The sequence below is a fragment of the Mycobacterium adipatum genome (assembly GCF_001644575.1).
GTDB lineage: Bacteria > Actinomycetota > Actinomycetes > Mycobacteriales > Mycobacteriaceae > Mycobacterium > Mycobacterium adipatum.
Window position 1 is genome coordinate 1 of record NZ_CP015596.1, and the last position, 20,321, is coordinate 20,321.

General features: G+C 65.9%; 18 protein-coding genes, 1 tRNA gene and 2 pseudogenes. 8 read left to right on the plus strand and 13 right to left on the minus strand.

All coding sequences use genetic code 11. The features are described 5' to 3' along the window. Nucleotides 1-12: 12 nt before the first annotated feature. Nucleotides 13-2,747: pseudogene (locus A7U43_RS00005) on the plus strand ((Fe-S)-binding protein); the annotation flags it as partial. A 29-nt stretch (nucleotides 2,748-2,776) separates the two neighbouring features. Here the strand turns inward: A7U43_RS00005 and A7U43_RS00010 are convergent. After that, nucleotides 2,777-3,136 carry a hypothetical protein gene (locus A7U43_RS00010; RefSeq protein ID WP_067989677.1) on the minus strand — a complete coding sequence of 120 codons (360 nt, stop codon included), beginning with the start codon at nucleotides 3,134-3,136 and terminating at the stop codon, nucleotides 2,777-2,779. Nucleotides 3,137-3,249: 113 nt separating this feature from the next. On the opposite strand from A7U43_RS00010, the pseudogene A7U43_RS00015 reads away from it, so the two are divergent. Further along, nucleotides 3,250-4,589: pseudogene (locus tag A7U43_RS00015) on the plus strand (pyridoxal phosphate-dependent aminotransferase). A 28-nt stretch (nucleotides 4,590-4,617) separates the two neighbouring features. Further along, nucleotides 4,618-5,868, plus strand: coding sequence for a YibE/F family protein (locus tag A7U43_RS00020; RefSeq protein WP_067989680.1), 1,251 nt, complete (start codon nucleotides 4,618-4,620; stop codon nucleotides 5,866-5,868). Here A7U43_RS00020 and rfbA read toward each other — a convergent pair. Genes rfbA through A7U43_RS00040 form a run of 4 tightly spaced genes read right to left on the minus strand, consistent with a single transcriptional unit; the run spans nucleotide 5,822 to nucleotide 9,166 of the window. After that, nucleotides 5,822-6,685, minus strand: coding sequence for a glucose-1-phosphate thymidylyltransferase RfbA (gene rfbA / locus A7U43_RS00025; RefSeq protein ID WP_067989682.1), 864 nt, complete (start codon nucleotides 6,683-6,685; stop codon nucleotides 5,822-5,824). The genes A7U43_RS00020 and rfbA overlap by 47 nt on opposite strands. Then, a complete protein-coding gene (locus A7U43_RS00030; protein WP_067989684.1) occupies nucleotides 6,686-7,051 on the minus strand; it encodes a nuclear transport factor 2 family protein in 366 nt (121 codons plus the stop codon). Between the two features lie 46 nt (nucleotides 7,052-7,097). Beyond that, a complete protein-coding gene (locus tag A7U43_RS00035) occupies nucleotides 7,098-7,835 on the minus strand; it encodes a maleylpyruvate isomerase family mycothiol-dependent enzyme (protein ID WP_067989685.1) in 738 nt (245 codons plus the stop codon). A 2-nt stretch (nucleotides 7,836-7,837) separates the two neighbouring features. Further along, on the minus strand, nucleotides 7,838-9,166 hold the full coding sequence (locus tag A7U43_RS00040; protein WP_082901964.1) for a cytochrome P450: 1,329 nt from the start codon (nucleotides 9,164-9,166) through the stop codon (nucleotides 7,838-7,840). A gap of 64 nt (nucleotides 9,167-9,230) precedes the next feature. Here A7U43_RS00040 and A7U43_RS00045 point away from each other — a divergent pair, with 64 nt between their 5' ends. Next, nucleotides 9,231-9,848 carry a TetR/AcrR family transcriptional regulator gene (locus tag A7U43_RS00045; RefSeq protein WP_067989687.1) on the plus strand — a complete coding sequence of 206 codons (618 nt, stop codon included), beginning with the start codon at nucleotides 9,231-9,233 and terminating at the stop codon, nucleotides 9,846-9,848. Nucleotides 9,849-9,856: 8 nt separating this feature from the next. Here the strand turns inward: A7U43_RS00045 and A7U43_RS00050 are convergent, their stop codons facing one another. From A7U43_RS00050 to A7U43_RS00060, 3 genes are all read right to left on the minus strand, one after another. Continuing rightward, the gene (locus tag A7U43_RS00050) at nucleotides 9,857-11,500 is read right to left on the minus strand and encodes a DUF7159 family protein (protein WP_082901965.1); all 1,644 of its coding nucleotides are present in this window, start codon (nucleotides 11,498-11,500) and stop codon (nucleotides 9,857-9,859) included. 149 nt (nucleotides 11,501-11,649) lie between these two features. Beyond that, nucleotides 11,650-12,219, minus strand: a complete 570-nt coding sequence (dcd, locus tag A7U43_RS00055) for a dCTP deaminase (RefSeq protein WP_067989691.1) — start codon at nucleotides 12,217-12,219, stop codon at nucleotides 11,650-11,652. A gap of 23 nt (nucleotides 12,220-12,242) precedes the next feature. Further along, nucleotides 12,243-12,674 (minus strand): cupin domain-containing protein, encoded by a 432-nt coding sequence (locus tag A7U43_RS00060; protein WP_067989693.1) that lies wholly within the window; start codon nucleotides 12,672-12,674, stop codon nucleotides 12,243-12,245. 62 nt (nucleotides 12,675-12,736) lie between these two features. On the opposite strand from A7U43_RS00060, the gene A7U43_RS00065 reads away from it, so the two are divergent. The 3 genes from A7U43_RS00065 (at nucleotide 12,737) to A7U43_RS00075 (ending at nucleotide 14,418) form a co-directional block, all read left to right on the plus strand. Continuing rightward, nucleotides 12,737-12,810, plus strand: a tRNA-Gly gene (locus A7U43_RS00065). A 144-nt stretch (nucleotides 12,811-12,954) separates the two neighbouring features. Beyond that, nucleotides 12,955-13,614: a hypothetical protein gene (locus tag A7U43_RS00070; protein WP_156525798.1), complete on the plus strand. Its 660-nt coding sequence runs from the start codon at nucleotides 12,955-12,957 to the stop codon at nucleotides 13,612-13,614. A 102-nt stretch (nucleotides 13,615-13,716) separates the two neighbouring features. After that, nucleotides 13,717-14,418 carry a plasmid pRiA4b ORF-3 family protein gene (locus A7U43_RS00075; protein WP_052543539.1) on the plus strand — a complete coding sequence of 234 codons (702 nt, stop codon included), beginning with the start codon at nucleotides 13,717-13,719 and terminating at the stop codon, nucleotides 14,416-14,418. 7 nt (nucleotides 14,419-14,425) lie between these two features. Here the strand turns inward: A7U43_RS00075 and A7U43_RS00080 are convergent, their stop codons facing one another. Continuing rightward, on the minus strand, nucleotides 14,426-15,748 hold the full coding sequence (locus tag A7U43_RS00080) for an ISL3 family transposase (RefSeq protein WP_052545499.1): 1,323 nt from the start codon (nucleotides 15,746-15,748) through the stop codon (nucleotides 14,426-14,428). A 254-nt stretch (nucleotides 15,749-16,002) separates the two neighbouring features. Further along, nucleotides 16,003-16,125, minus strand: coding sequence for a hypothetical protein (locus tag A7U43_RS30520; protein ID WP_257747829.1), 123 nt, complete (start codon nucleotides 16,123-16,125; stop codon nucleotides 16,003-16,005). A 104-nt stretch (nucleotides 16,126-16,229) separates the two neighbouring features. On the opposite strand from A7U43_RS30520, the gene A7U43_RS00085 reads away from it, so the two are divergent. Then, nucleotides 16,230-16,931, plus strand: coding sequence for a plasmid pRiA4b ORF-3 family protein (locus A7U43_RS00085; protein WP_052543539.1), 702 nt, complete (start codon nucleotides 16,230-16,232; stop codon nucleotides 16,929-16,931). Between the two features lie 7 nt (nucleotides 16,932-16,938). Here the strand turns inward: A7U43_RS00085 and A7U43_RS00090 are convergent, their stop codons facing one another. The 3 genes from A7U43_RS00090 to A7U43_RS00095 form a co-directional block, all read right to left on the minus strand. Next, nucleotides 16,939-18,261, minus strand: a complete 1,323-nt coding sequence (locus A7U43_RS00090; protein ID WP_052545499.1) for an ISL3 family transposase — start codon at nucleotides 18,259-18,261, stop codon at nucleotides 16,939-16,941. An 86-nt stretch (nucleotides 18,262-18,347) separates the two neighbouring features. Then, entirely contained in the window at nucleotides 18,348-18,557 is a 210-nt protein-coding gene (locus A7U43_RS28920; protein WP_335582830.1) for a tyrosine-type recombinase/integrase, read from the minus strand. Nucleotides 18,558-18,899: 342 nt separating this feature from the next. After that, nucleotides 18,900-20,165 carry a hypothetical protein gene (locus tag A7U43_RS00095; protein WP_067989697.1) on the minus strand — a complete coding sequence of 422 codons (1,266 nt, stop codon included), beginning with the start codon at nucleotides 20,163-20,165 and terminating at the stop codon, nucleotides 18,900-18,902. Nucleotides 20,166-20,321 lie beyond the last annotated feature (156 nt).

Consider the following 20,321-nt stretch of genomic DNA (forward strand, 5'->3'; position numbering starts at 1 on the left):
CCCGCTGGTCGCCGCTGGCCGATCCTGGGCTTCCTGCAGGACTTCTTCGCCCTCGCCGTGCTGCTGGGCATCGTGACGTTCGCCATCATCCGTATCGCCCGCGAGCCCAAGAAGATCGGCCGCGAATCGCGTTTCTACGGATCGCACACCGGCGGCGCCTGGGAGATCCTGTTCATGATCTTCCTGGTCATCGCCACCTACGTGCTGTTCCGCGGCGCCGCGGTCAACGTGCTCGGCGAGGAGTTCCCCTACCAGTCCGGCGCGTTCGTCTCCGACGCGATGGCGTGGCTGCTGGCCCCGTTGGGCGCGACCGCCAACATGTGGATCGAGACCCTCGCACTGATGGGTCATATCGGCGTCATGCTGGTGTTCCTGCTGATCGTGCTGCACTCCAAGCATCTGCACATCGGCCTGGCGCCGATCAACGTCACCTTCAAGCGGCTGCCCGACGGCCTGGGTCCGCTGCTGCCGATGGAGCACAAGGGCGAGCTGATCGATTTCGACGATCCCGCCGAGGACGCGGTGTTCGGCCGCGGCAAGATCGAGGACTTCAGCTGGAAGGGCTACCTCGACTTCACCACCTGCACCGAGTGCGGCCGCTGCCAGTCCCAGTGCCCGGCCTGGAACACCGGTAAGCCGCTGTCCCCCAAGCTCGTCATCATGAACCTGCGCGACCACATGTTCGCGAAGGCGCCCTACCTGATCGAGGGCAAGGAGATGCCCGAAGAGGGCTCCGTCGACTTCGAGAAGCTGGGCGACAGCCTGCACGGACACGGCGTGCCCGAGGACGGCTTCGCGCGCATCGAGGGCTCCGGCCCCGAGCAGGCGCTGCGCCCGCTCGTCGGCACCGCCGAGCAGGGCGGCGTCATCGATCCCGACGTGCTGTGGTCGTGCACCAACTGCGGCGCCTGCGTCGAGCAGTGCCCGGTCGACATCGAGCACATCGACCACATCGTCGACATGCGCCGTTACCAGGTGATGGTCGAATCCGAGTTCCCCGGCGAGCTCGGCGTGCTGTTCAAGAACCTGGAGAACAAGGGCAATCCCTGGGGCCAGAACGCCAAGGACCGCACCAACTGGATCGACGAGGTCGACTTCGACGTGCCGGTGTACGGCCAGGACGTCGACTCGTTCGAAGGTTTCGAGTACCTGTTCTGGGTCGGTTGCGCGGGCGCCTACGAGGACCGCGCCAAGAAGACCACCAAGGCCGTCGCCGAACTCCTGGCCACCGCGGGGGTGAAGTACCTGGTGCTGGGCACCGGCGAGACCTGCACCGGCGACTCGGCGCGGCGTGCCGGCAACGAGTTCCTGTTCCAGCAGCTCGCGGCGCAGAACGTGGAGACCATCAACGAGCTGTTCGAGGGCGTGGAGGCCGTCGACCGCAAGGTCGTGGTTACCTGCCCGCACTGCTACAACACGATCAACCGCGAATACCCGCAGCTGGGCAGCAATTACACGGTGGTGCACCACACCCAGCTGCTCAACCGCCTGGTCCGCGACAAGCGGCTGATCCCGGTGACCTCGGTCGATCAGCAAGTCACTTACCACGATCCGTGCTTCCTGGGCCGGCACAACAAGGAGTACGAGGCCCCGCGTGAGCTGGTCGGCGCGGCCGGCGCGACACTCACCGAGATGCCGGCACGCCGATCGCGGACTGTGCTGCGGTGCCGGTGGCGCGCGGATGTGGATGGAAGAGCACATCGGCAAGCGCGTCAACACCGAGCGCACCGAGGAGGCCATCGACACCGGCGCCTCCACCATCGCGACCGGTTGCCCGTTCTGCGCGTGATGATCACCGACGGTGTCGACGACGTGGCGTCCACACGCAGCATGGAAAAGGGCCCCGAGGTGCTTGACGTGGCCCAGCTGCTGCTGGGCTCGCTGGACACCAGCCTCTACACGCTGCCCGAAAAGGGCACGGCCGCAGCGGCTTCCGCGCAGCGCGCCGAGGCACGCGCCGCCCTGGAGGCCGAGGCCGAAGCGGGGCCGCACCTGTTGTCGAAGAAGCGGCCGAGGAGCAGGCCGCCAAGCCTGCCGCACCGCCGGCCGCCGCCGCGGCACCGGTCACCGGTCTGGGCATCGCGGGCGGCGCCAAGCGCCCGGGCGCCAAGAAGGCCGCCGCACCCGCGGCAGCCGCACCCGCTACCGAGGCTGCCGCACCCGCGGCACCGGTCAAGGGACTCGGAATCGCCGGCGGGGCAAAGCGTCCCGGCGCCAAGAAGGCCGCCGCTCCGGCAGCCGAAGCCGCCCCGGCCGCCGAGACCGCTCCCGCCACGCCCGAACCCGAGGTGAAGGGGCTCGGCATCGCCTCCGGCGCACGCCGTCCGGGTGCAAAGAAGGCGCCCGCCGCGGCGGCGCCCGCTGCCCCGAAGCCCGCGGAGACCGCGTCCGCCGAGCCGGCCGCGACCGAGCCCGCCGAACCGGGCAAGCCCGAGCCGCCGGTGGTGGGCCTGGGTATCGCCGCCGGCGCACGCCGCCCCGGTGCGAAGAAGGCCGCTCCCAAGGCGCCCGCCGCCGAACCGGCTCCGGCCGCCGAACCCGCCGCCGAGGCCGAGGTGCCCGCCGAGGCACCCGAGCCGCCGGCGTCGTCGAACGGCTCGGGAGGCGACGACCGCGTCGCTCCCGGTGACGAGGCACCGGTGAAGGGGCTCGGCATCGCCAAGGGCGCCGCCGCCCGGCAAGCGCTGAGGCTCCATCTGCGCGAGTGGCCAGTTATGACACGGTTTCAGCCCGAATACGTGTCATAACTGGCCACTCGCCTGGTTCTAGACCTGTTTCAGCTGGAATGGCGTCGCACTGGTGATGCCGCCCGGACAGGCACCATGGAATCGGCGGACAGCACGCCGCGGAGCGTCGCCGGATCGAGCTCCATCGAAATGACCGCCGGCTGGAAACTGCCATCGGCACAAATGAAACCGTCGGGTTTGGTCACCGAGAAATACCAGACGCCATTTGTCAGGGTCATCGGGCTCGTCCAGCCCTGATTGCTCGCGACGGTCCCCGCGCAGCCGGCCGGCCCGCAGGTACTGGCGATCTGCCAGATGTTCTCCGGATCGCCCTCCGCACCGGAGAAGGTGCCGTTGAGCAGCGGGGGCTGCGCCTGCGCGGAGCGGCGAATGCCCACACCCACCGCCATCGTGATACCGAATACCGCACCCAGCGAACGTGTTATCGACGTCATAATGATCGGGAAAATAGCACCACGCCACCGTAAAACGGCGCATACGCACCGGATATCGCCGTCAATTTATGGCCAGGGTGTCGAATTGTTACGTCACTCAGAAAATCGGTTTGCCCGACCGTGGGAGACTTGATGCCGTGAGTACCCATCAGCTGCCGGACAAGACGTGGCATTCCAGCCAGCAGCCTCGCCTGCGCACGTTCGCCCAGTCGACGAAGCTGCAGGACGTTCTCTACGAGATCCGCGGCCCGGTACACGAACACGCCTCCCGGCTGGAGGCCGAGGGCCACCGCATCCTCAAACTCAACATCGGCAACCCGGCGCCGTTCGGATTCGAGGCCCCGATGTGATCATGCGCGACATCATCGGCGCCCTCCCGCACGCCCAGGGCTACTCCGATTCCAAGGGCATCATCCCGGCGCGGCGCGCGGTGTTCACCCGCTACGAGCTCGTCGAGGGCTTCCCCAAGTTCGATGTCGACGACGTCTTCCTGGGCAACGGGGTCTCCGAGCTCATCACCATGACCCTGCAGGCGCTGCTCGACAACGGCGACCAAGTCCTCATCCCGGCCCCGGACTACCCGTTGTGGACGGCCTCGACCGCACTGGCCGGCGGCACCCCGGTGCACTACCTGTGCGACGAGACCCAGGGCTGGAACCCCGATATCGCGGACCTGGAGTCCAAGATCACCGACCGCACCAAGGCGCTGGTGGTGATCAACCCGAACAACCCGACCGGCGCGGTGTACAGCCGCGAAACGCTGGAACAGATGGTCGCGCTGGCCCGCAAGCACCAGCTGTTGCTGCTCGCCGACGAGATCTACGACAAGATCCTCTACGACGATGCCAAGCACATCAGCCTCGCGACGCTGGCACCGGACATGCTGTGCCTGACGTTCAACGGCCTGTCCAAGGCCTACCGGGTGGCCGGATACCGCTCGGGCTGGCTGGTGATCACCGGCCCCAAGGAGCACGCCAGCAGTTTCATCGAGGGCATCAACCTGCTCGCCAACATGCGACTGTGCCCGAATGTGCCTGCCCAGCACGCGATTCAGGTCGCGCTCGGCGGACACCAGAGCATCGACGACCTGGTGCTGCCGGGCGGCCGGCTGCTCGAACAGCGCGATACCGCCTGGACGAAGCTCAACGAGATCCCCGGGGTCTCCTGCGTCAAGCCCGAGGGTGCGCTCTACGCCTTCCCGCGGCTCGACCCGGAGGTGTACGACATCCACGATGACGAGCAGCTGGTGCTGGATCTGCTGCTGCAGGAGAAGATCCTGGTCACCCAGGGCACCGGATTCAACTGGCCCACACCGGACCATCTGCGCATCGTGACGCTGCCGTGGTCGCGGGATCTGGCCAATGCGATCGATCGGCTCGGCAACTTCCTGGTCAGCTACCGGCAGTAGCCCCAGGCCCGCCGCCTACGCTGTTGCGGTGGCGCATTCACATTCGCATTCGCTGAGCGGTCCGGCGCCGCTGGGGCCGCTGGCGGCCCGCATCGTGGTCGGCTTGCTGATCGCCCTCGGTGTGCTGACACTGGCCGGCGCGGCCTGGCTGTGGCCCAGCCAGCAGAAGGTCGACATCCCGCTGCCCTTCCAGAGCTCGGCCGGTGGCAGTGTCAGCACCGAGGCCGGGCACGTGCAGGCCGTCACCATGGCCCAGTGCGGGGGCCCGTCGGTGGGCGTGGTGATCACCGCGCCGCCGGCGCCGACGACCGGCGCGGACGCGCACTGCACCCAATCGTTCATCGCCATCGATTCCGGCCCCAATGCCGGCGCCTACACCCTGCTGGAATTCAGCGGCGGCCCCGGGCAGCCGCAGCTGGCGGTCGGCGACGATATCCGGATCACCCGCGCCGTGGATCCCACCGGGACCACCGCGTACTCGTTCTACGACTATGAGCGGGCCTGGCCGTTGGCGGCGCTGGCCGCCGCCTTCGCGGTGGTGGTCGTCGCGATCGCAGGCTGGCGGGGGCTGCGGGCACTGATCGGTATCGTCGTCGCGTTCGGGGTGCTGGTGGTGTTCATGCTGCCCGCGCTGCGCGACGGCGCCGGCGCGATACCCGTCGCGCTGGTGGCATCCTCGCTGATCCTCTACGCCGTGCTCTATCTGGCGCACGGGGTGAGTCTGCGCACCAGCGCGGCGCTGCTCGGTACCCTGACCTCGCTGGTGCTCGCCACCGTGTTGTCCTGGGGTGCAATCGAACTGACCCAGCTGACGGGGTTGTCCGAGGAGGAGAACAACGCCGTCGCCACCTACCTCGGCGGGGTCTCGATCACCGGACTGCTGCTGGCCGGGTTCATCATCGGTTCGCTCGGCGTGCTCAATGACGTGACCGTGACGCAGGCGTCGACGGCCTTCGAACTCGCCGAGCACAGCGACTCGCGCCGGGCGGTCTTCTTCGGCGCCATGCGGGTGGGCCGTGACCATATCGCCAGCACCGTCTACACCCTGGTGCTCGCCTACGCCGGCAGTGCGCTGCCGTTGCTGCTGCTGTTCAGCGTGGCCAACCGCTCGCTGGGCGACGTGCTGGTCAGCGAGAGCGTGGCCATCGAGATCGCCCGGTCCGCGGTCGGCGGTATCGCGCTGGCGCTGTCGGTGCCGCTGACCACGGCGATCGCCGCGGTGCTCTCCACACCTACCGTCGCAACAACTCCAGCAGATACCCCCCGTAACCCGACTTGAGCAGACCTCGCGCCCGAGCGGCGAGCTGATCGTCGTCGATGAAGCCCAGCCGCCACGCCACCTCTTCGGGAGCGCTGATCTTCAAGCCTTGGCGCTGTTCGATGGTCCGCACGAAATCGCTTGCGTCCAAGAGGGAATCGAAGGTCCCGGTGTCCAGCCACGCGGTGCCGCGCGCCAGCGTCTCCACCGACAACCTGCCCTGCTGCAGGTAGATCTGATTGATTTCGGTGATCTCGTACTCACCGCGCGCCGACTTCTCCAACGACCGGGCGATCTCCACCACATCGTTGTCGTAGAAATACAGACCGGGCACCACGTAATGCGATTTCGGCTCGGCGGGTTTCTCCTGCAGCGACAACGCCGTGCCGTCGGCATCGAACTCGACCACACCGTAGGCGGACGGGTTGGCCACCCAGTACGCGAAAATGGCTCCGCCGCTGACATTCTGGAAACGCCGCAGACCGGTACCCAGGCCCGGCCCGTAGAAGATGTTGTCGCCCAACACCAATGCCACCGTATCGTTGCCGATGTGCTCGGCCCCGATGACGAAAGCCTGCGCCAGGCCGTCGGGTTGGTCCTGCACGGCGTAGGTGAGGTTGATGCCCAGAGCCGAACCGTCGCCCAGCAGCCGGTGGAATGCGGGCGCATCGTGGCCGGTCGTGATGATCTGGATATCGCGGATGCCCGCCATCATCAGTGTGCTCAGCGGGTAGTAGATCAGCGGCTTGTCATACACCGGCAGGAGTTGCTTGCTGATCCCCAGGGTGATCGGGTGGAGCCGGGTGCCCGACCCGCCGGCCAGGATGATGCCGCGCATCTAGGTGTCGAGGTCCCGTTCGGACAGGCCGGTCGCGGCCAGCGCAGCCTCCAGGGTCTCGTGCCGGAACACGGAGGTGACGTGGTCGTGCACCACCCGGAACGCCGAGGCATCGGGTCGTCCGTCGGCACCGGTGGCGGTCTGTTCGGCGACGACGACGCCGTCGTGCACATAGAGCCTGCCGACCTCCACCACGCCACCGCCGGAGTTCTGCACCCAGTCGAGCAGGGCCTGGTGTCCCTGCAGCGCGCCCTCGGAATCGCCGACCTCGATGTCTTCACTGCACAGGGCGAGCAGGGTGTCGTAATCGGCGGCGTTCAGTGCGTCGTGCCAGGCGAGGACGGTGGCGATCTCCGAGGTGCTCATGGGTACAACTCTAGGGTCCGGCGGGCAGGCGCGAAGCGACCCGGGATCAAAAGGGCGTGCCGGCCAGCCAGCCGTCCCACACCGCGGCGTCGCCGAGGATTTCCAGACCGGCTTGCGCGGCGGTGCGGCGGCGGGTGATGGCCAGCAGCAGATCGACCGCCCGGCCGCGCACGGCCGCGTCTCCCTTGCCGTGGGCGTGCGACCAGGACAGCCCGTCCTCGTCGTGCACGATGGTCCACTCGCCGGTCGGACCCAGCCCCTCGTCGGTGGCGTGCAGGTGCAGCGTCTGCCCGCGTGCGATGGGTGTGTACCGGGCGGTGGCGAGGTCGATCCACTCGCTGACACCATCGGCGGCCAGGTCGGCGGGCAGGGTGAATTCCCTGCCCAAGGCCATGGCGGCGTCCGCCCGGTGCACGATCTGCTCGTGCACGCGGCGCCGGATCCACCAGCCCGGAATGTGCGGGCCCACGAAGGTCCACACCTTGGTGTGCGGGCCGATGCGTTCCACGGTGTCGATGAGGGCCTGCGCGCCGTCATTGAGCCAGTCGATCGCGGCGTCGAGATCCTCGGGCGGTTTACCCTCGCGGACCTCGCGCGGGTCCAGCGGCTCGGTACGGCGTTCGGCGATGATCTGTGTGCACCAACGGTTTCCGCGCCCGACATGGCGGAACAGCTGTTTGAGCGTCCACTCGGGGCAGGTCGGGACCGGGGTCGAGGGATCGGCGTCGCGAATCAGCTCGCCGAAGCTTCTGGTCTGCTCGAGCAGGGCGGCTCGGAAATCCACACCTACGACCGTAGCGCGGTGCGGGAGTCACCGAGGGCGATTGGCAGGCTGGACCATCCGCGCAGCACCCGGGTTTCGCGGCGGGTGCCGTCCCCGGCCAACCGGGCTTCGGGGAAGCGCTCGAAGAACGTCCGCAGCCCGACCTCACCCTCGGCCCTGGCCAGCGCCGCCCCCAGGCAGAAGTGCCGCCCACTGGAGAACGACAGGTGCCTGCCGGCGTTCTCGCGTTCGATGTCGAAGCGGTGCGGGTCGACGAACACGTTCGGGTCCCGGTTGGCCCCGGCGATGTAGACGAGCACCCCGGAGCCGGCGGGTATGTGCCGGCCACCCAGCTCGAGGTCCTTGACCGCGATGCGGGCGCTGAGCTGTACCGGGGATTCCAGCCGCAGAATCTCCTCGACGGCGGTCGGCCACAGCTCGGGACGGTCGGCGAGGGTCTGCAGGTGCTCCGGGTGCTCCAGCAGCAGCCGAATACCGCTGCCCAACAGGTTGACGGTGGTCTCGAAGCCGGCGGCCAGCACCAGCCCGGCGGTGGCCACCAGCTCCCGGTGGGTCAGCGGCCCCTCCTCGGAGGCCTCCGAGGCGCGGATGATCTGGCTCATCAGGTCGTCACCGGGGTTGCGGCGCAGTTCCTCCAGGTGTGCCGAGAGCCAGTCGTTGAAGCCCTGGACGGCCTCGCTGACCACCTTGTACTGCGCCCAGGTCAGGCCGATGTCCAGGCTCGCGGCTCCGTGCTCGCCGAATTGCAGGACGCGCCCCCGATCCTGCGCGGGCACGCCCAGGATGTCTCCGATGACGGTGACCGGCAGTTGGCCGCAGTAGCGTTCGACGATATCGACGGTGCCGTGTTCGCCGATGAGGTCATCGAGGAGCCGGTTGGCGGTGTCCTGCACTCTGTCCCGCAGCGCGGCGACGGCGCGGGTGGTGAACACCGAGGACACCAGCTTGCGGTAGCGGGTGTGCTCCGGCGCCTCCACCGACAGCATCGAGGGCGGCTGCAACGGGTGCAGCACATCTGGTTTGGTGCGGTCGATCACCCATTGCAGCGGGGCGGGCAGGTTCGATCCCAGCGCGAGGACGCGGAAGTCCTCGGAGCGCAGCACATCGCTGCAGATCTTGTGGTCGACGCTCATGTACACGACGCGCGCCTTGACGATCGGGCCTCGGGCCCGCAGTTCCTCGGTGAACGGCACGGGGTTGGCCCGCACCGAGAGGTCGGCGATCAACCGCCCCTGCGGATCCCCGCGGCGGGCGAAGCGTTTGGAGACGCCACGGATGACGCCGTGCATGGCCAGCCAGTGGATGCGCTGCTTGATCGGGCCCTGCGTCATGACACGCTCCTAACCGAATGACCGTTCGGTACCGTGCTCGCAGCTTACCGAATTACAATTCGGTGTGGCAAGGACCAGGATCCCGGCGGCGCAGCGGCGCGCACGCATTCTCGACGCGGCCGTCGAAGCCTTCGCCGAGCACGGGTTCGCCGAGGCCAAGATGCAGGACATCGCCAAGCTCGCGGGCGTGGTGCCCTCGGTGCTCTATGACCACTTCGGATCCAAACGCGAGTTGCACATCGCCGTTCTGGAGCTGCACGCCGAGCAGTTGCGGGAACGTTCCCTGCGCCGGGTCGAGGGCGCCACCGCCGAGGAACTGGTGCGCGCCAGCATCTCGAATTACTTCGAGTTCGTCGAGGCCGACCCGTTCATGTGGCGGTTCCTGCACCGCGATCCCCCCGCCGACCCGCAGACCGCCGCGGTGGTCCAGGAGATCGCCGACCGCGGCACCGCGGCGATCGCCGATCTGATCCGGTTCGGCGCCGGGGACACCAAGTCGGTGCGGGGTATCACCCTCGACGATTCGGCGTGGATCCTGGCGCGCGCCACCCAGTCGGCCTGCCACGGGGTAGCGACGTGGTGGTACGAGAACCGCTCGGTGCCCCGTGAACGGGTGGTGGAACTGGTGTCGATGCTGTTGTGGCAGGGCTTCGACGGAATGCTCAAGCAGGCATCGCGTTAGGCGTTGCCTCAGTTGCAGAAGATCAGGAAGCAGTTGCCGCCCTGGCCGCCACCCTGGCCCCCTTGGCCACCCCCGGACTCGCCGCGGTCGTAGTCACCGCGGCCGTAGTCACCACGCGAGCCGGAGTCACCACGAGAACCCTCGGAATTGCCTGAGCCCGAACCGTTTCCACCGCTACCACCGGTCGGCCACGGCCACTGCGGTTGCTGCGGCTGCTGCGGTTTGGGTTGCTGCGGCTGCGGCTGTTGGGGTTGTTGCGGCGGGTAACCCGGGTAGTCGTCGTCATAGTCCGGGTAGTCGGGATAGTCGGGCTGCTGGGTCTGGCGTGGCTTCTGCTCCCACGGCGGGCGCCAGACCGGCCACTGCGGGCGCGGCAGCACGATCACCGGGGGCGGCAGCACCACCGGCGGGGTCCACACCGGGGGCACGACGGGCGGTGCGACCGGAGCCGGGGCCGGCGGCGGAGCCACCGGGGCCGGGGCGGGGGCGGGAGCCTGCGGTGCGGGAGCGCGCTCGACATACACCTGGCGTGGCGCCTGTTGTGGCGCCTGCTGCACCACTGGGATGGGCGCTTTGATGGTCTCGGCCGCCGCGGGAGGCGGCGGTGGGGCCGGCTGCACGGGCAGCGCTTCGGGCACCGGGGCGGGGGCGGGGGCCTGCGCGCTCGGTGCGACGGCGGCGCGCGCCGGCGCGGGCCGCTCGTCGGCGGTCGGCCGGATACTGACGGCCAGCGAGATCGCCAGGGCGACGACACCGATCACGAAGATCGAGGCCATGCTTCCCACCAGCAAAAACGGCTTCGGCCCCTGCTCGGCGGGCGGTTCGACGTCCAGGCCGGTGAGATCGTCGGGGACCTCGGCGTAGTTCGGGACCGATGAGGCCGCCAACTGGGTATCGGCGGCCGCGGCGAGCACCGAACCCGCCGTGGGGCCGTCGGGGTCCAGCGAGTAGGCCAGCCCGACGGTGGACGCTTCGAACGCCGGGGCGCTGGCCGAGGCCAGTGCCGCTCCCCGCGCCAGCGCGAGTCCGGATTCCTCCGGGGCGCTGACCGGGATGTCGACGAGCGCGGCCAGGTGTTCCTTGACCGACGCCACATCGACGCCGGAGCCGACGACGAACATGCCCTCCGGGGCGGTGTCCTGGCCGGCGACCGCGGCGGCCATCTCGCCGAGGACGGCCATCGCGTCGGTGCTGTGCAGGCTGCGGCTGAGCACCTTGACCACCGAGCCGTCTTCGGCACGCACCACCGAGAGGGTGGCGGTATCCCGGTTGAGGAATAGCAGGGCGGTGGAGTTGTAGCCGACAGCGCGCCCGGCCGCCTGGGCCAGCGCGCCGGCGGCGTGCAGTTCGGATACCAGCATCACGTCGTTGATGCCGTGCGCGGCGAGCGCCTCACGTAGTGCGGACGCGTCGGTGTGGTCGGTCCAGGTGACACCGATGGCTTTGAGGTGGTGACCGCCGGCCTGCGCACTCTCCTGAGTTCCGAGTACCGCCTGGACGACCTGATCGGCCACGCTCAGCGTTGCTGAATCATCCGATCCCGCCACCTCGAAGACATCATGGTCAACGGTGGCGCCATCGCCCTTCTCACCCTCTACCAGCACCATACGTACTGCGGTAGGGGTCATCGACACACCCAGTACGATGTCCACTTGCCCCTCCAAAGTGTTTGCTACGTAGCTCGTTTCATCGGTGTCGGACCCTCGACACAAACCGGCGACTAGATAGTTCATCGCCGTGAGCGGCACCGCCGTTACAGCCGGCGGCGTTAGCTAAAGCACGTAACAGACCCTACGCGGGTTCACGGTTTGACGAAGTTCAGATACGACTTCGACGGGGTCGGTCCGCGTTGCCCCTGGTACTTGGAACCAGCCTTGCTGCTGCCGTACGGATGCTCGGCGGGACTGGTCAATCGGAGCAGACACAGCTGCCCGATCTTCATACCCGGCCACAGCGTGATGGGCAGGTTCGCCACGTTGGACAGCTCCAGGGTGATGTGCCCGGAGAATCCCGGGTCGATGAACCCGGCCGTCGAGTGCGTCAGCAGCCCGAGCCGCCCCAGCGAGGACTTGCCCTCCAGCCGGCCGGCCAGATCGTCGGGCAGTGCGCAGCGTTCCAGCGTCGAGCCGAGCACGAACTCGCCAGGGTGCAGCACGAACGGCTCTCCCTCCTTGGGCTCGACCAGGGTGGTTAGGTCGTCCTGGCGCAGCGCCGGGTCGATGTGGGTGTAGCGGGTGTTGTTGAACACCCGAAACAGGCTGTCCAGACGCACGTCGATGCTCGACGGTTGGATGAGGGAGTCATCGTGCGGGTCCAGCGCCAGCCGGCCCGCGGCGATCTCGGCGCGGATATCGCGATCGGAGAGCAGCACGCGACGAGCGTAACCGGCTCAGGTCATGGACATGCCGGTGGCGCGTCGGCACGCACCGGGGCATCGGCGGGCAACGTGTAGGTGACCACGGCGTTGGCGTCATGCGGGCTGTCGTTGCGCACGACGTGCGGTGTACCCGCCGGAATGACGATGGCCTGCCCGGCCAGATACGGCGTCGGCGCGCACTGATCGGCGGTCTGCAGCGTCACGGTGCCGCCGGTGATGACCGTGTGCTCGACGCCCGGGTGGGTGTGCCAACCGCTGCTCGACGGCGGGTGCAGCAGCAGCTCCTGGACGTAGAGGGTGGTCGGGCCGGTGGTCTCGATCAGTACCGGCTCCGCGGAGGTGCCGGTGGCCAGCTCGGTACGTTCGACGTCGCCCTCGGCGGGTGTGGCGTGCGCGGCCGGGGCGCTGATGAGCGCGCCGACGAGTGCCAGGAATGCGAGACGTTTCATGACTCCCCCATGGGTCGCGTCCTATCGGTGACCAGCGGATGCTAGCCTTCCTGATCGAACATGCCGATGTAGTTCAATGGCAGAACATCAGCTTCCCAAGCTGAATACGCGGGTTCGATTCCCGTCATCGGCTCCACGAAACCCCTGTTAGGTGGGGCTTTGCACCTCTCCTGGCGGCTTCTCGGCAATTTTTTGACCGCCGTTTGACCGTGGCCCTGCGACGCGATCGATGCGTTGTTGTTTGCTGCCCCTGCCGATGCGACGTGCGACGATCCTCGGCATGGGCAAGCGCATCATCGAAGGTCACGAGATCGACATCGCGGACGCCAAAGACCTAGAAGGGGTCGTTGGCAAGCCGATCAAGATGGTTCCCGACGATCAGGGAATAATTAGCTCAACGATTCCAGTTCACCCCACAAAATCCATATTTGCGAAATTCGAGCTGGCTGGCGAGAATCTTCCGCACGAAGAATATTTTATTCTGATTCCACCGGGCGAAAGCCGCACGAGAATCGGAATGTCTGAAATACGACCCTTCCGTAACGAATGGACGCTAGAAGACATAGCCCATCAACAGCAATTATTTGACGCCATTGGCAAAATCGCAGTCTTCGGCGGCCACGTCGAAATGGCCATGAAGAAGGTCCTAATCACGCTTCGTGGCGGCAACCGTGACCTTCTGGATCCCACGCTACCGAGCGACTGGGACGGCTTAGAAAAAGAGCTTCGCAAATTATGCGATGGATCCGACGACGTCCGCACAAAGCTCTCGGCTATCCTGAATGATTCTGATGAGAAGCAACTACGAGACAAACGCAATGACGCCATTCACGGGTACTGGTGGTTAATTCCCGCTCATGGCAGGTTGATAAACGCCCGCTATTACCGTCCCAAAAAGGGCAATACTCAGATGCCCGTATCGATTTACGGCTCTTCATGATTGAGGGTGTAGAACGGTCAGCTGCTGTCGGCCTGTGATTGGGGTGTCTGGTTGGCTGGGTGTGTGCCGGAGGAGAAGCGGAAGAGTAAGAGGAAGAGCGCGGTGTCCGGGGGTGGTGTGGACCTGTCGATGCTGCAACAGCTGATGGCCGATGCTGGCCGGGATTTGTTCGCGGGAGTGTTCGATGAACCGACACCCGAGGTGGGAGCTGTGCCGGAGCGTGTGCGGGGTTTCCGGGTGCGGGTCGACCTGATGTACGCCAAGCCGCCGATCTGGCGTCGTCTGGTCCTGCCGGGTGACCTCGTGCTCGATGAGCTGCATGACGTGCTGCAGGTTGCGATGGGCTGGCAGGACGGTCATCTGCATAAGTTCGGTGTCGGGGCGGACCGGCGTACCCGTGCCTACTTCGTCACCAGATTTGATCTCAGCGAAGGCGACGACGGTCTCGTCGAGGACGGTGTGCGCCTGGATCAGGTGGTCTCCGGTAAGGGCGACCGGTTGTTCTATGACTACGACTTCGGCGACGGATGGGAGCACGTGCTGGTGGTCGAAGACGTTCTCGATGATCCACCTTCGGCTCCGGTGTGCCTGGCGGGCAAGATGGCCTGCCCGCCGGAGGATTGTGGTGGCTTGGGCGGCTATGAGGAATTGGCTGCGTGGGTTCGTGGCGGGTACGACCCGCGGGCAACACCGATGGGGCTGGGTGCGCAGGAGATGCGCGACTGGCTGCCCCGAGGCTGGCACCCCGATCGTTTCTCGGTGACCGAGACCAATGACGCTCTGGCCGCGTCGAATATGCGTTGAGGACTCTTCACTGCCGAGGTGCAAGGAGCTGAGTTCGGAAGCCTCCGGTCTCGAGCAGTGACCGGGCGATGTAGTTGGTGAGGTTGCGGAAGCCCAGCGCGGATCCGCGCAGGTGTTCGAGGCGGCCGTTGATCGCTTCGGTGGGCCCGTTGGAGGTGCCGGGGCGGTCGAAGTAGGCCAGCACGTCGGCGGCACGCTTCTTCAGGGTCCGTCCCAGGGTGATCAGTTCGGTCAGCGGCTTGGGAACGCCGGTGCTCAGCGTGGTGATCAGCGCCGCCATCATCGTGCGGCCTTTCGTGCGGTCGGGTTCACGATACGCGGCCACGGTGCGCTGATACATCTGCCAGGTGGCCTCGACTTCTGCGTGGGCGTCGGCGGCGAACAAGGCGGCCAGCCGGGTGCGCTGGCGGTCGGTGAGCAGATCGGCACCGGTGTGCAGGGTGCGTCGGCAGGTGTAGAGCGGGTCGGACTTGCGGCCGCGGTGCCCACATGTCGCCAGCTGCACCCGGCGGCGGCACTCATCGAGGGCGTTGCCAGCCAGGCGCACCACGTGGAAAGGGTCCATCACCGTCGCCGCCTCGGGCAGTTCCTCGGCGGTAGCGGTCTTGAACCCGGAGAAGCCATCCATAGCAACAACGTCCACGCCGTCACGCCAGTCCTGCGGCCGCTCGGCCAACCAGTCCTGAAACGCCTTTTTTGAGCGACCCTCGACCATGTCGAGCAGCCGAGCCGGACCGGTCCCGTCACGCACAGGGGTGAGATCGATGATGACGGTGACGTACCTGTCACCGCGACGGGTGTGCCGCCAGACGTGCTCATCGACGCCGATCACCGCCACGCCGTCGAAACGGGCCGGATCGGCGATCAGCACCCGTCGGCCTTCTGCCAGCACCGCGTTGTTGGCGGTGTTCCACGACACCGCGAGCGCTTCGGCGATGCGAGCCACGGATAGATGCTGGCAGACAATGGCTTCCAGCGCCCACCGCAGAGCACGCCGCGACAGCTTGGCACGTGGTTCGGCCATCCTGGTGGTGTCTTGTCGCCACACGTGGGCGCAGCCGGCGCACCGGTAGCGACGGATGGTCACCAGCAGTGTGGTGGGGCGCCACCCGAACGGCTCATGGGCCAGAGTACGGGTGAGGCTGTCGCGTGGGATGCCTTCTTCGCCGCAGCGACGACACCACCGGTCCTCGTCGGTCACCCGGCACGCCAGCACAGCACGGCCGGGCTCAAGGCGTTGTCCGGTCACCTGCAGCCCAAGTTCGTCGAGGCGGCAGAAAGTCGTCAGGTCAGCGCAGGCGAAGCCCGCCCGACCGGTAGCGTCAGGCACGTCGAGGTCTTTCGGATGAGGAGTGTAGGAACCCTCATTTTCGAGAGACCTCGACCTCTATCCCGGCAACGACGCGCCAACCACCTCTACACCCTCATCTGTGAAGAGCCCGATTTACAACAAGATACAGGACGTGCGTGACGTCGGTGATTCTCTCTACTTGATGTCAGACGGTCTGCAAAAGCTTGTTACTCCGCACTGGCCAATCGCGTTCTTCGCAGACACCATCACACATTCATAGACCCACAAACGGCTTAAGTCCGCTGCCGCAGCGGCACCACGTTGGACGCTTCGCGTGGATGGACCAAAGCCTCCAGCGCAGCCATCGTTTCGGCGTGATCGTCATCGAATAGATGCGTGTAAATCGGGCTCTTCATGATTGAGGGTGTAGAACGGTCAGCTGCTGTCGGCCTGTGATTGGGGTGTCTGGTTGGCTGGGTGTGTGCCGGAGGAGAAGCGGAAGAGTAAGAGGAAGAGCGCGGTGTCCGGGGGTGGTGTGGACCTGTCGATGCTGCAACAGCTGATGGCCGATGCTGGCCGGGATTTGTTCGCGGGAGTGTTCGATGAACCGACACCCGAGGTGGGAGCTGTGCCGGAGCGTGTGCGGGGTTTCCGGGTGCGGGTCGACCTGATGTACGCCAAGCCGCCGATCTGGCGTCGTCTGGTCCTGCCGGGTGACCTCGTGCTCGATGAGCTGCATGACGTGCTGCAGGTTGCGATGGGCTGGCAGGACGGTCATCTGCATAAGTTCGGTGTCGGGGCGGACCGGCGTACCCGTGCCTACTTCGTCACCAGATTTGATCTCAGCGAAGGCGACGACGGTCTCGTCGAGGACGGTGTGCGCCTGGATCAGGTGGTCTCCGGTAAGGGCGACCGGTTGTTCTATGACTACGACTTCGGCGACGGATGGGAGCACGTGCTGGTGGTCGAAGACGTTCTCGATGATCCACCTTCGGCTCCGGTGTGCCTGGCGGGCAAGATGGCCTGCCCGCCGGAGGATTGTGGTGGCTTGGGCGGCTATGAGGAATTGGCTGCGTGGGTTCGTGGCGGGTACGACCCGCGGGCAACACCGATGGGGCTGGGTGCGCAGGAGATGCGCGACTGGCTGCCCCGAGGCTGGCACCCCGATCGTTTCTCGGTGACCGAGACCAATGACGCTCTGGCCGCGTCGAATATGCGTTGAGGACTCTTCACTGCCGAGGTGCAAGGAGCTGAGTTCGGAAGCCTCCGGTCTCGAGCAGTGACCGGGCGATGTAGTTGGTGAGGTTGCGGAAGCCCAGCGCGGATCCGCGCAGGTGTTCGAGGCGGCCGTTGATCGCTTCGGTGGGCCCGTTGGAGGTGCCGGGGCGGTCGAAGTAGGCCAGCACGTCGGCGGCACGCTTCTTCAGGGTCCGTCCCAGGGTGATCAGTTCGGTCAGCGGCTTGGGAACGCCGGTGCTCAGCGTGGTGATCAGCGCCGCCATCATCGTGCGGCCTTTCGTGCGGTCGGGTTCACGATACGCGGCCACGGTGCGCTGATACATCTGCCAGGTGGCCTCGACTTCTGCGTGGGCGTCGGCGGCGAACAAGGCGGCCAGCCGGGTGCGCTGGCGGTCGGTGAGCAGATCGGCACCGGTGTGCAGGGTGCGTCGGCAGGTGTAGAGCGGGTCGGACTTGCGGCCGCGGTGCCCACATGTCGCCAGCTGCACCCGGCGGCGGCACTCATCGAGGGCGTTGCCAGCCAGGCGCACCACGTGGAAAGGGTCCATCACCGTCGCCGCCTCGGGCAGTTCCTCGGCGGTAGCGGTCTTGAACCCGGAGAAGCCATCCATAGCAACAACGTCCACGCCGTCACGCCAGTCCTGCGGCCGCTCGGCCAACCAGTCCTGAAACGCCTTTTTTGAGCGACCCTCGACCATGTCGAGCAGCCGAGCCGGACCGGTCCCGTCACGCACAGGGGTGAGATCGATGATGACGGTGACGTACCTGTCACCGCGACGGGTGTGCCGCCAGACGTGCTCATCGACGCCGATCACCGCCACGCCGTCGAAACGGGCCGGATCGGCGATCAGCACCCGTCGGCCTTCTGCCAGCACCGCGTTGTTGGCGGTGTTCCACGACACCGCGAGCGCTTCGGCGATGCGAGCCACGGATAGATGCTGGCAGACAATGGCTTCCAGCGCCCACCGCAGAGCACGCCGCGACAGCTTGGCACGTGGTTCGGCCATCCTGGTGGTGTCTTGTCGCCACACGTGGGCGCAGCCGGCGCACCGGTAGCGACGGATGGTCACCAGCAGTGTGGTGGGGCGCCACCCGAACGGCTCATGGGCCAGAGTACGGGTGAGGCTGTCGCGTGGGATGCCTTCTTCGCCGCAGCGACGACACCACCGGTCCTCGTCGGTCACCCGGCACGCCAGCACAGCACGGCCGGGCTCAAGGCGTTGTCCGGTCACCTGCAGCCCAAGTTCGTCGAGGCGGCAGAAAGTCGTCAGGTCAGCGCAGGCGAAGCCCGCCCGACCGGTAGCGTCAGGCACGTCGAGGTCTTTCGGATGAGGAGTGTAGGAACCCTCATTTTCGAGAGACCTCGACCTCTATCCCGGCAACGACGCGCCAACCACCTCTACACCCTCATCTGTGAAGAGCCGTAAATCGACAGCGTCGTGGTGACTTTCGCGTGACCCATAAAGCGCGAAAGCTGCAATGGAGGAATCCCGGCCACGACGCACAGGCTCGCGTAGGTATGACGCAGGGCATGGAACTTCAGCGCGGGCGGCAGAACGGGGTTTGATCCGCCAAGGCGGTTGGCGCGCGCGACCGCAGGACGGAACACCGCCTTGCAGAACGTTTGGTGTCGGATCGGTTATGACCAATCCAGCACCAGACGTTCGGCAGCCTTCGAAACGACACACCTACAAGCGCAACCGCAAGGGTCAGTTTGTCTCTAAGGCCAGCCGGTCAACGCGGGTCAAACGGTCGCTGCCGATGTGCGTCGTTCGCGGGTCGGTTCGTCAGACCGTGCGCGTTGGTCGCGTCGGTCCGGGCGGCAATACGCCGGGTTTCGCGCCGGGGTCGAACTCAAGCCGCGCAAGGATTCTGCGCGCTACTACGTGGGCGTGAGCGCCGGTAGCAAGATCCCGACCACACTGATCGCAGCCATCGCCGGGCAGCGGTGTCATTTACGATACCGCGCCTGGACCTCACGCGACCATAGAAAATACATGTCTTTGAGTTGAATATCGCGTGATTCCTCAAAATATTTATGAACCGCCTGCAGGGTAGTCCCACCGAAAATTGCAATTCCAGCAGGCAACAAGAGTGGGGCGTTGAATGCCAATCCGGCGATCGTCAAGACGGTGCCCAGTCCGACAGAAGTCGCCACTTTCTTGTTGAGTAAATTCTGAGACTTAACCATCGCATCATCTACCTCTCGCAGAGAGGGTCCGATGACATCGTTGATAATGTCGGCCGCGACCCCACTGGAAGGCGAATCACCGCTGGCCGCGACGGCGTCATTCATCCCAGCCCTCAATGCATCCCGGAATCGATCAAAGCTGCCGCCCTCGGCAGCGCGAATTTTCATCGCATCCTTCGGAGGTACGTCCGTGAGGATGGGCAGGTCCAACGCAAGTGCAACGTTTTCGTCGGACAAGTGGTCGGCAACCAACCGGTCATGCACGCCGGTGCCTAGGCCAAGCGGCGTCCCCAGCATCTGAGCCGTCACTACATCAGATGTCAGATGGCTCGCGAACCGCACAAAGACTCCCTCGGCGGCGGCTCGTTTGATGACCTCAGGGTCGCTCACATCGGCATGCACGTCGAGGCAAGGCCATTCCGTATGCTCAAGCATCGGATGGGTGAAGGTGCAGTGCAGGTGGTCACCGTGTGGTTCAAAATCCGCCACGGTGCCGTTTTGCATCAATTCTGCGACGATTGATTCGGAATTGCTCAGAATATGGTCGAGGCCAGCTTCCGATAGATGCTGCCTATAATGGACTCTGCACGCCGGCGCTTTTTCCGTAAATACGAGGAATTCTTCCGCCCCGACCTCCCGGATGTACAACAAACCGCGCATTAGTGACTCGACATTATGCTTCGCTTCATCGATAGACGCCCCATCTACAAGGTGGCTGACTACCTGTTTGCTCGGGCCTCGCACCGCAACCTGATCGAAGTAGAACCATGTCCGCGAAAGCAGCCGATCAAGATCCCGACGTAGACAATCAAAGGCCATGCAGCCAAGACTTCCCGAGAGATCGAGGCCGTGCGCCGCTAGAACCGTGTTCCCGGCGGATTCCAGAGGCACCAATGAGTACGTCTCATCAGCAGTCGCAACATCGAAGACCTTTGTCGCGAAGTCGCCGTTTCTGAGCGCCTTCTCTAGTTGCGCAGGTTTACGAATCTCACTCTCGTCCAAGAGATCGAGCAGCCAGAAACCCACCTAGCCCCCTTGCAGTCGATGGCAACGTTGTCCTTGCTTGTTTATACGCTCACAAAACGTTTGCTGCCATTGACCGTAGATTGACCGCGAACGGCGGGTTTACGCGGGATCGCGACAGATCTCAACAGTTCGCAGCTGGTGACTCAAAGCTATCCT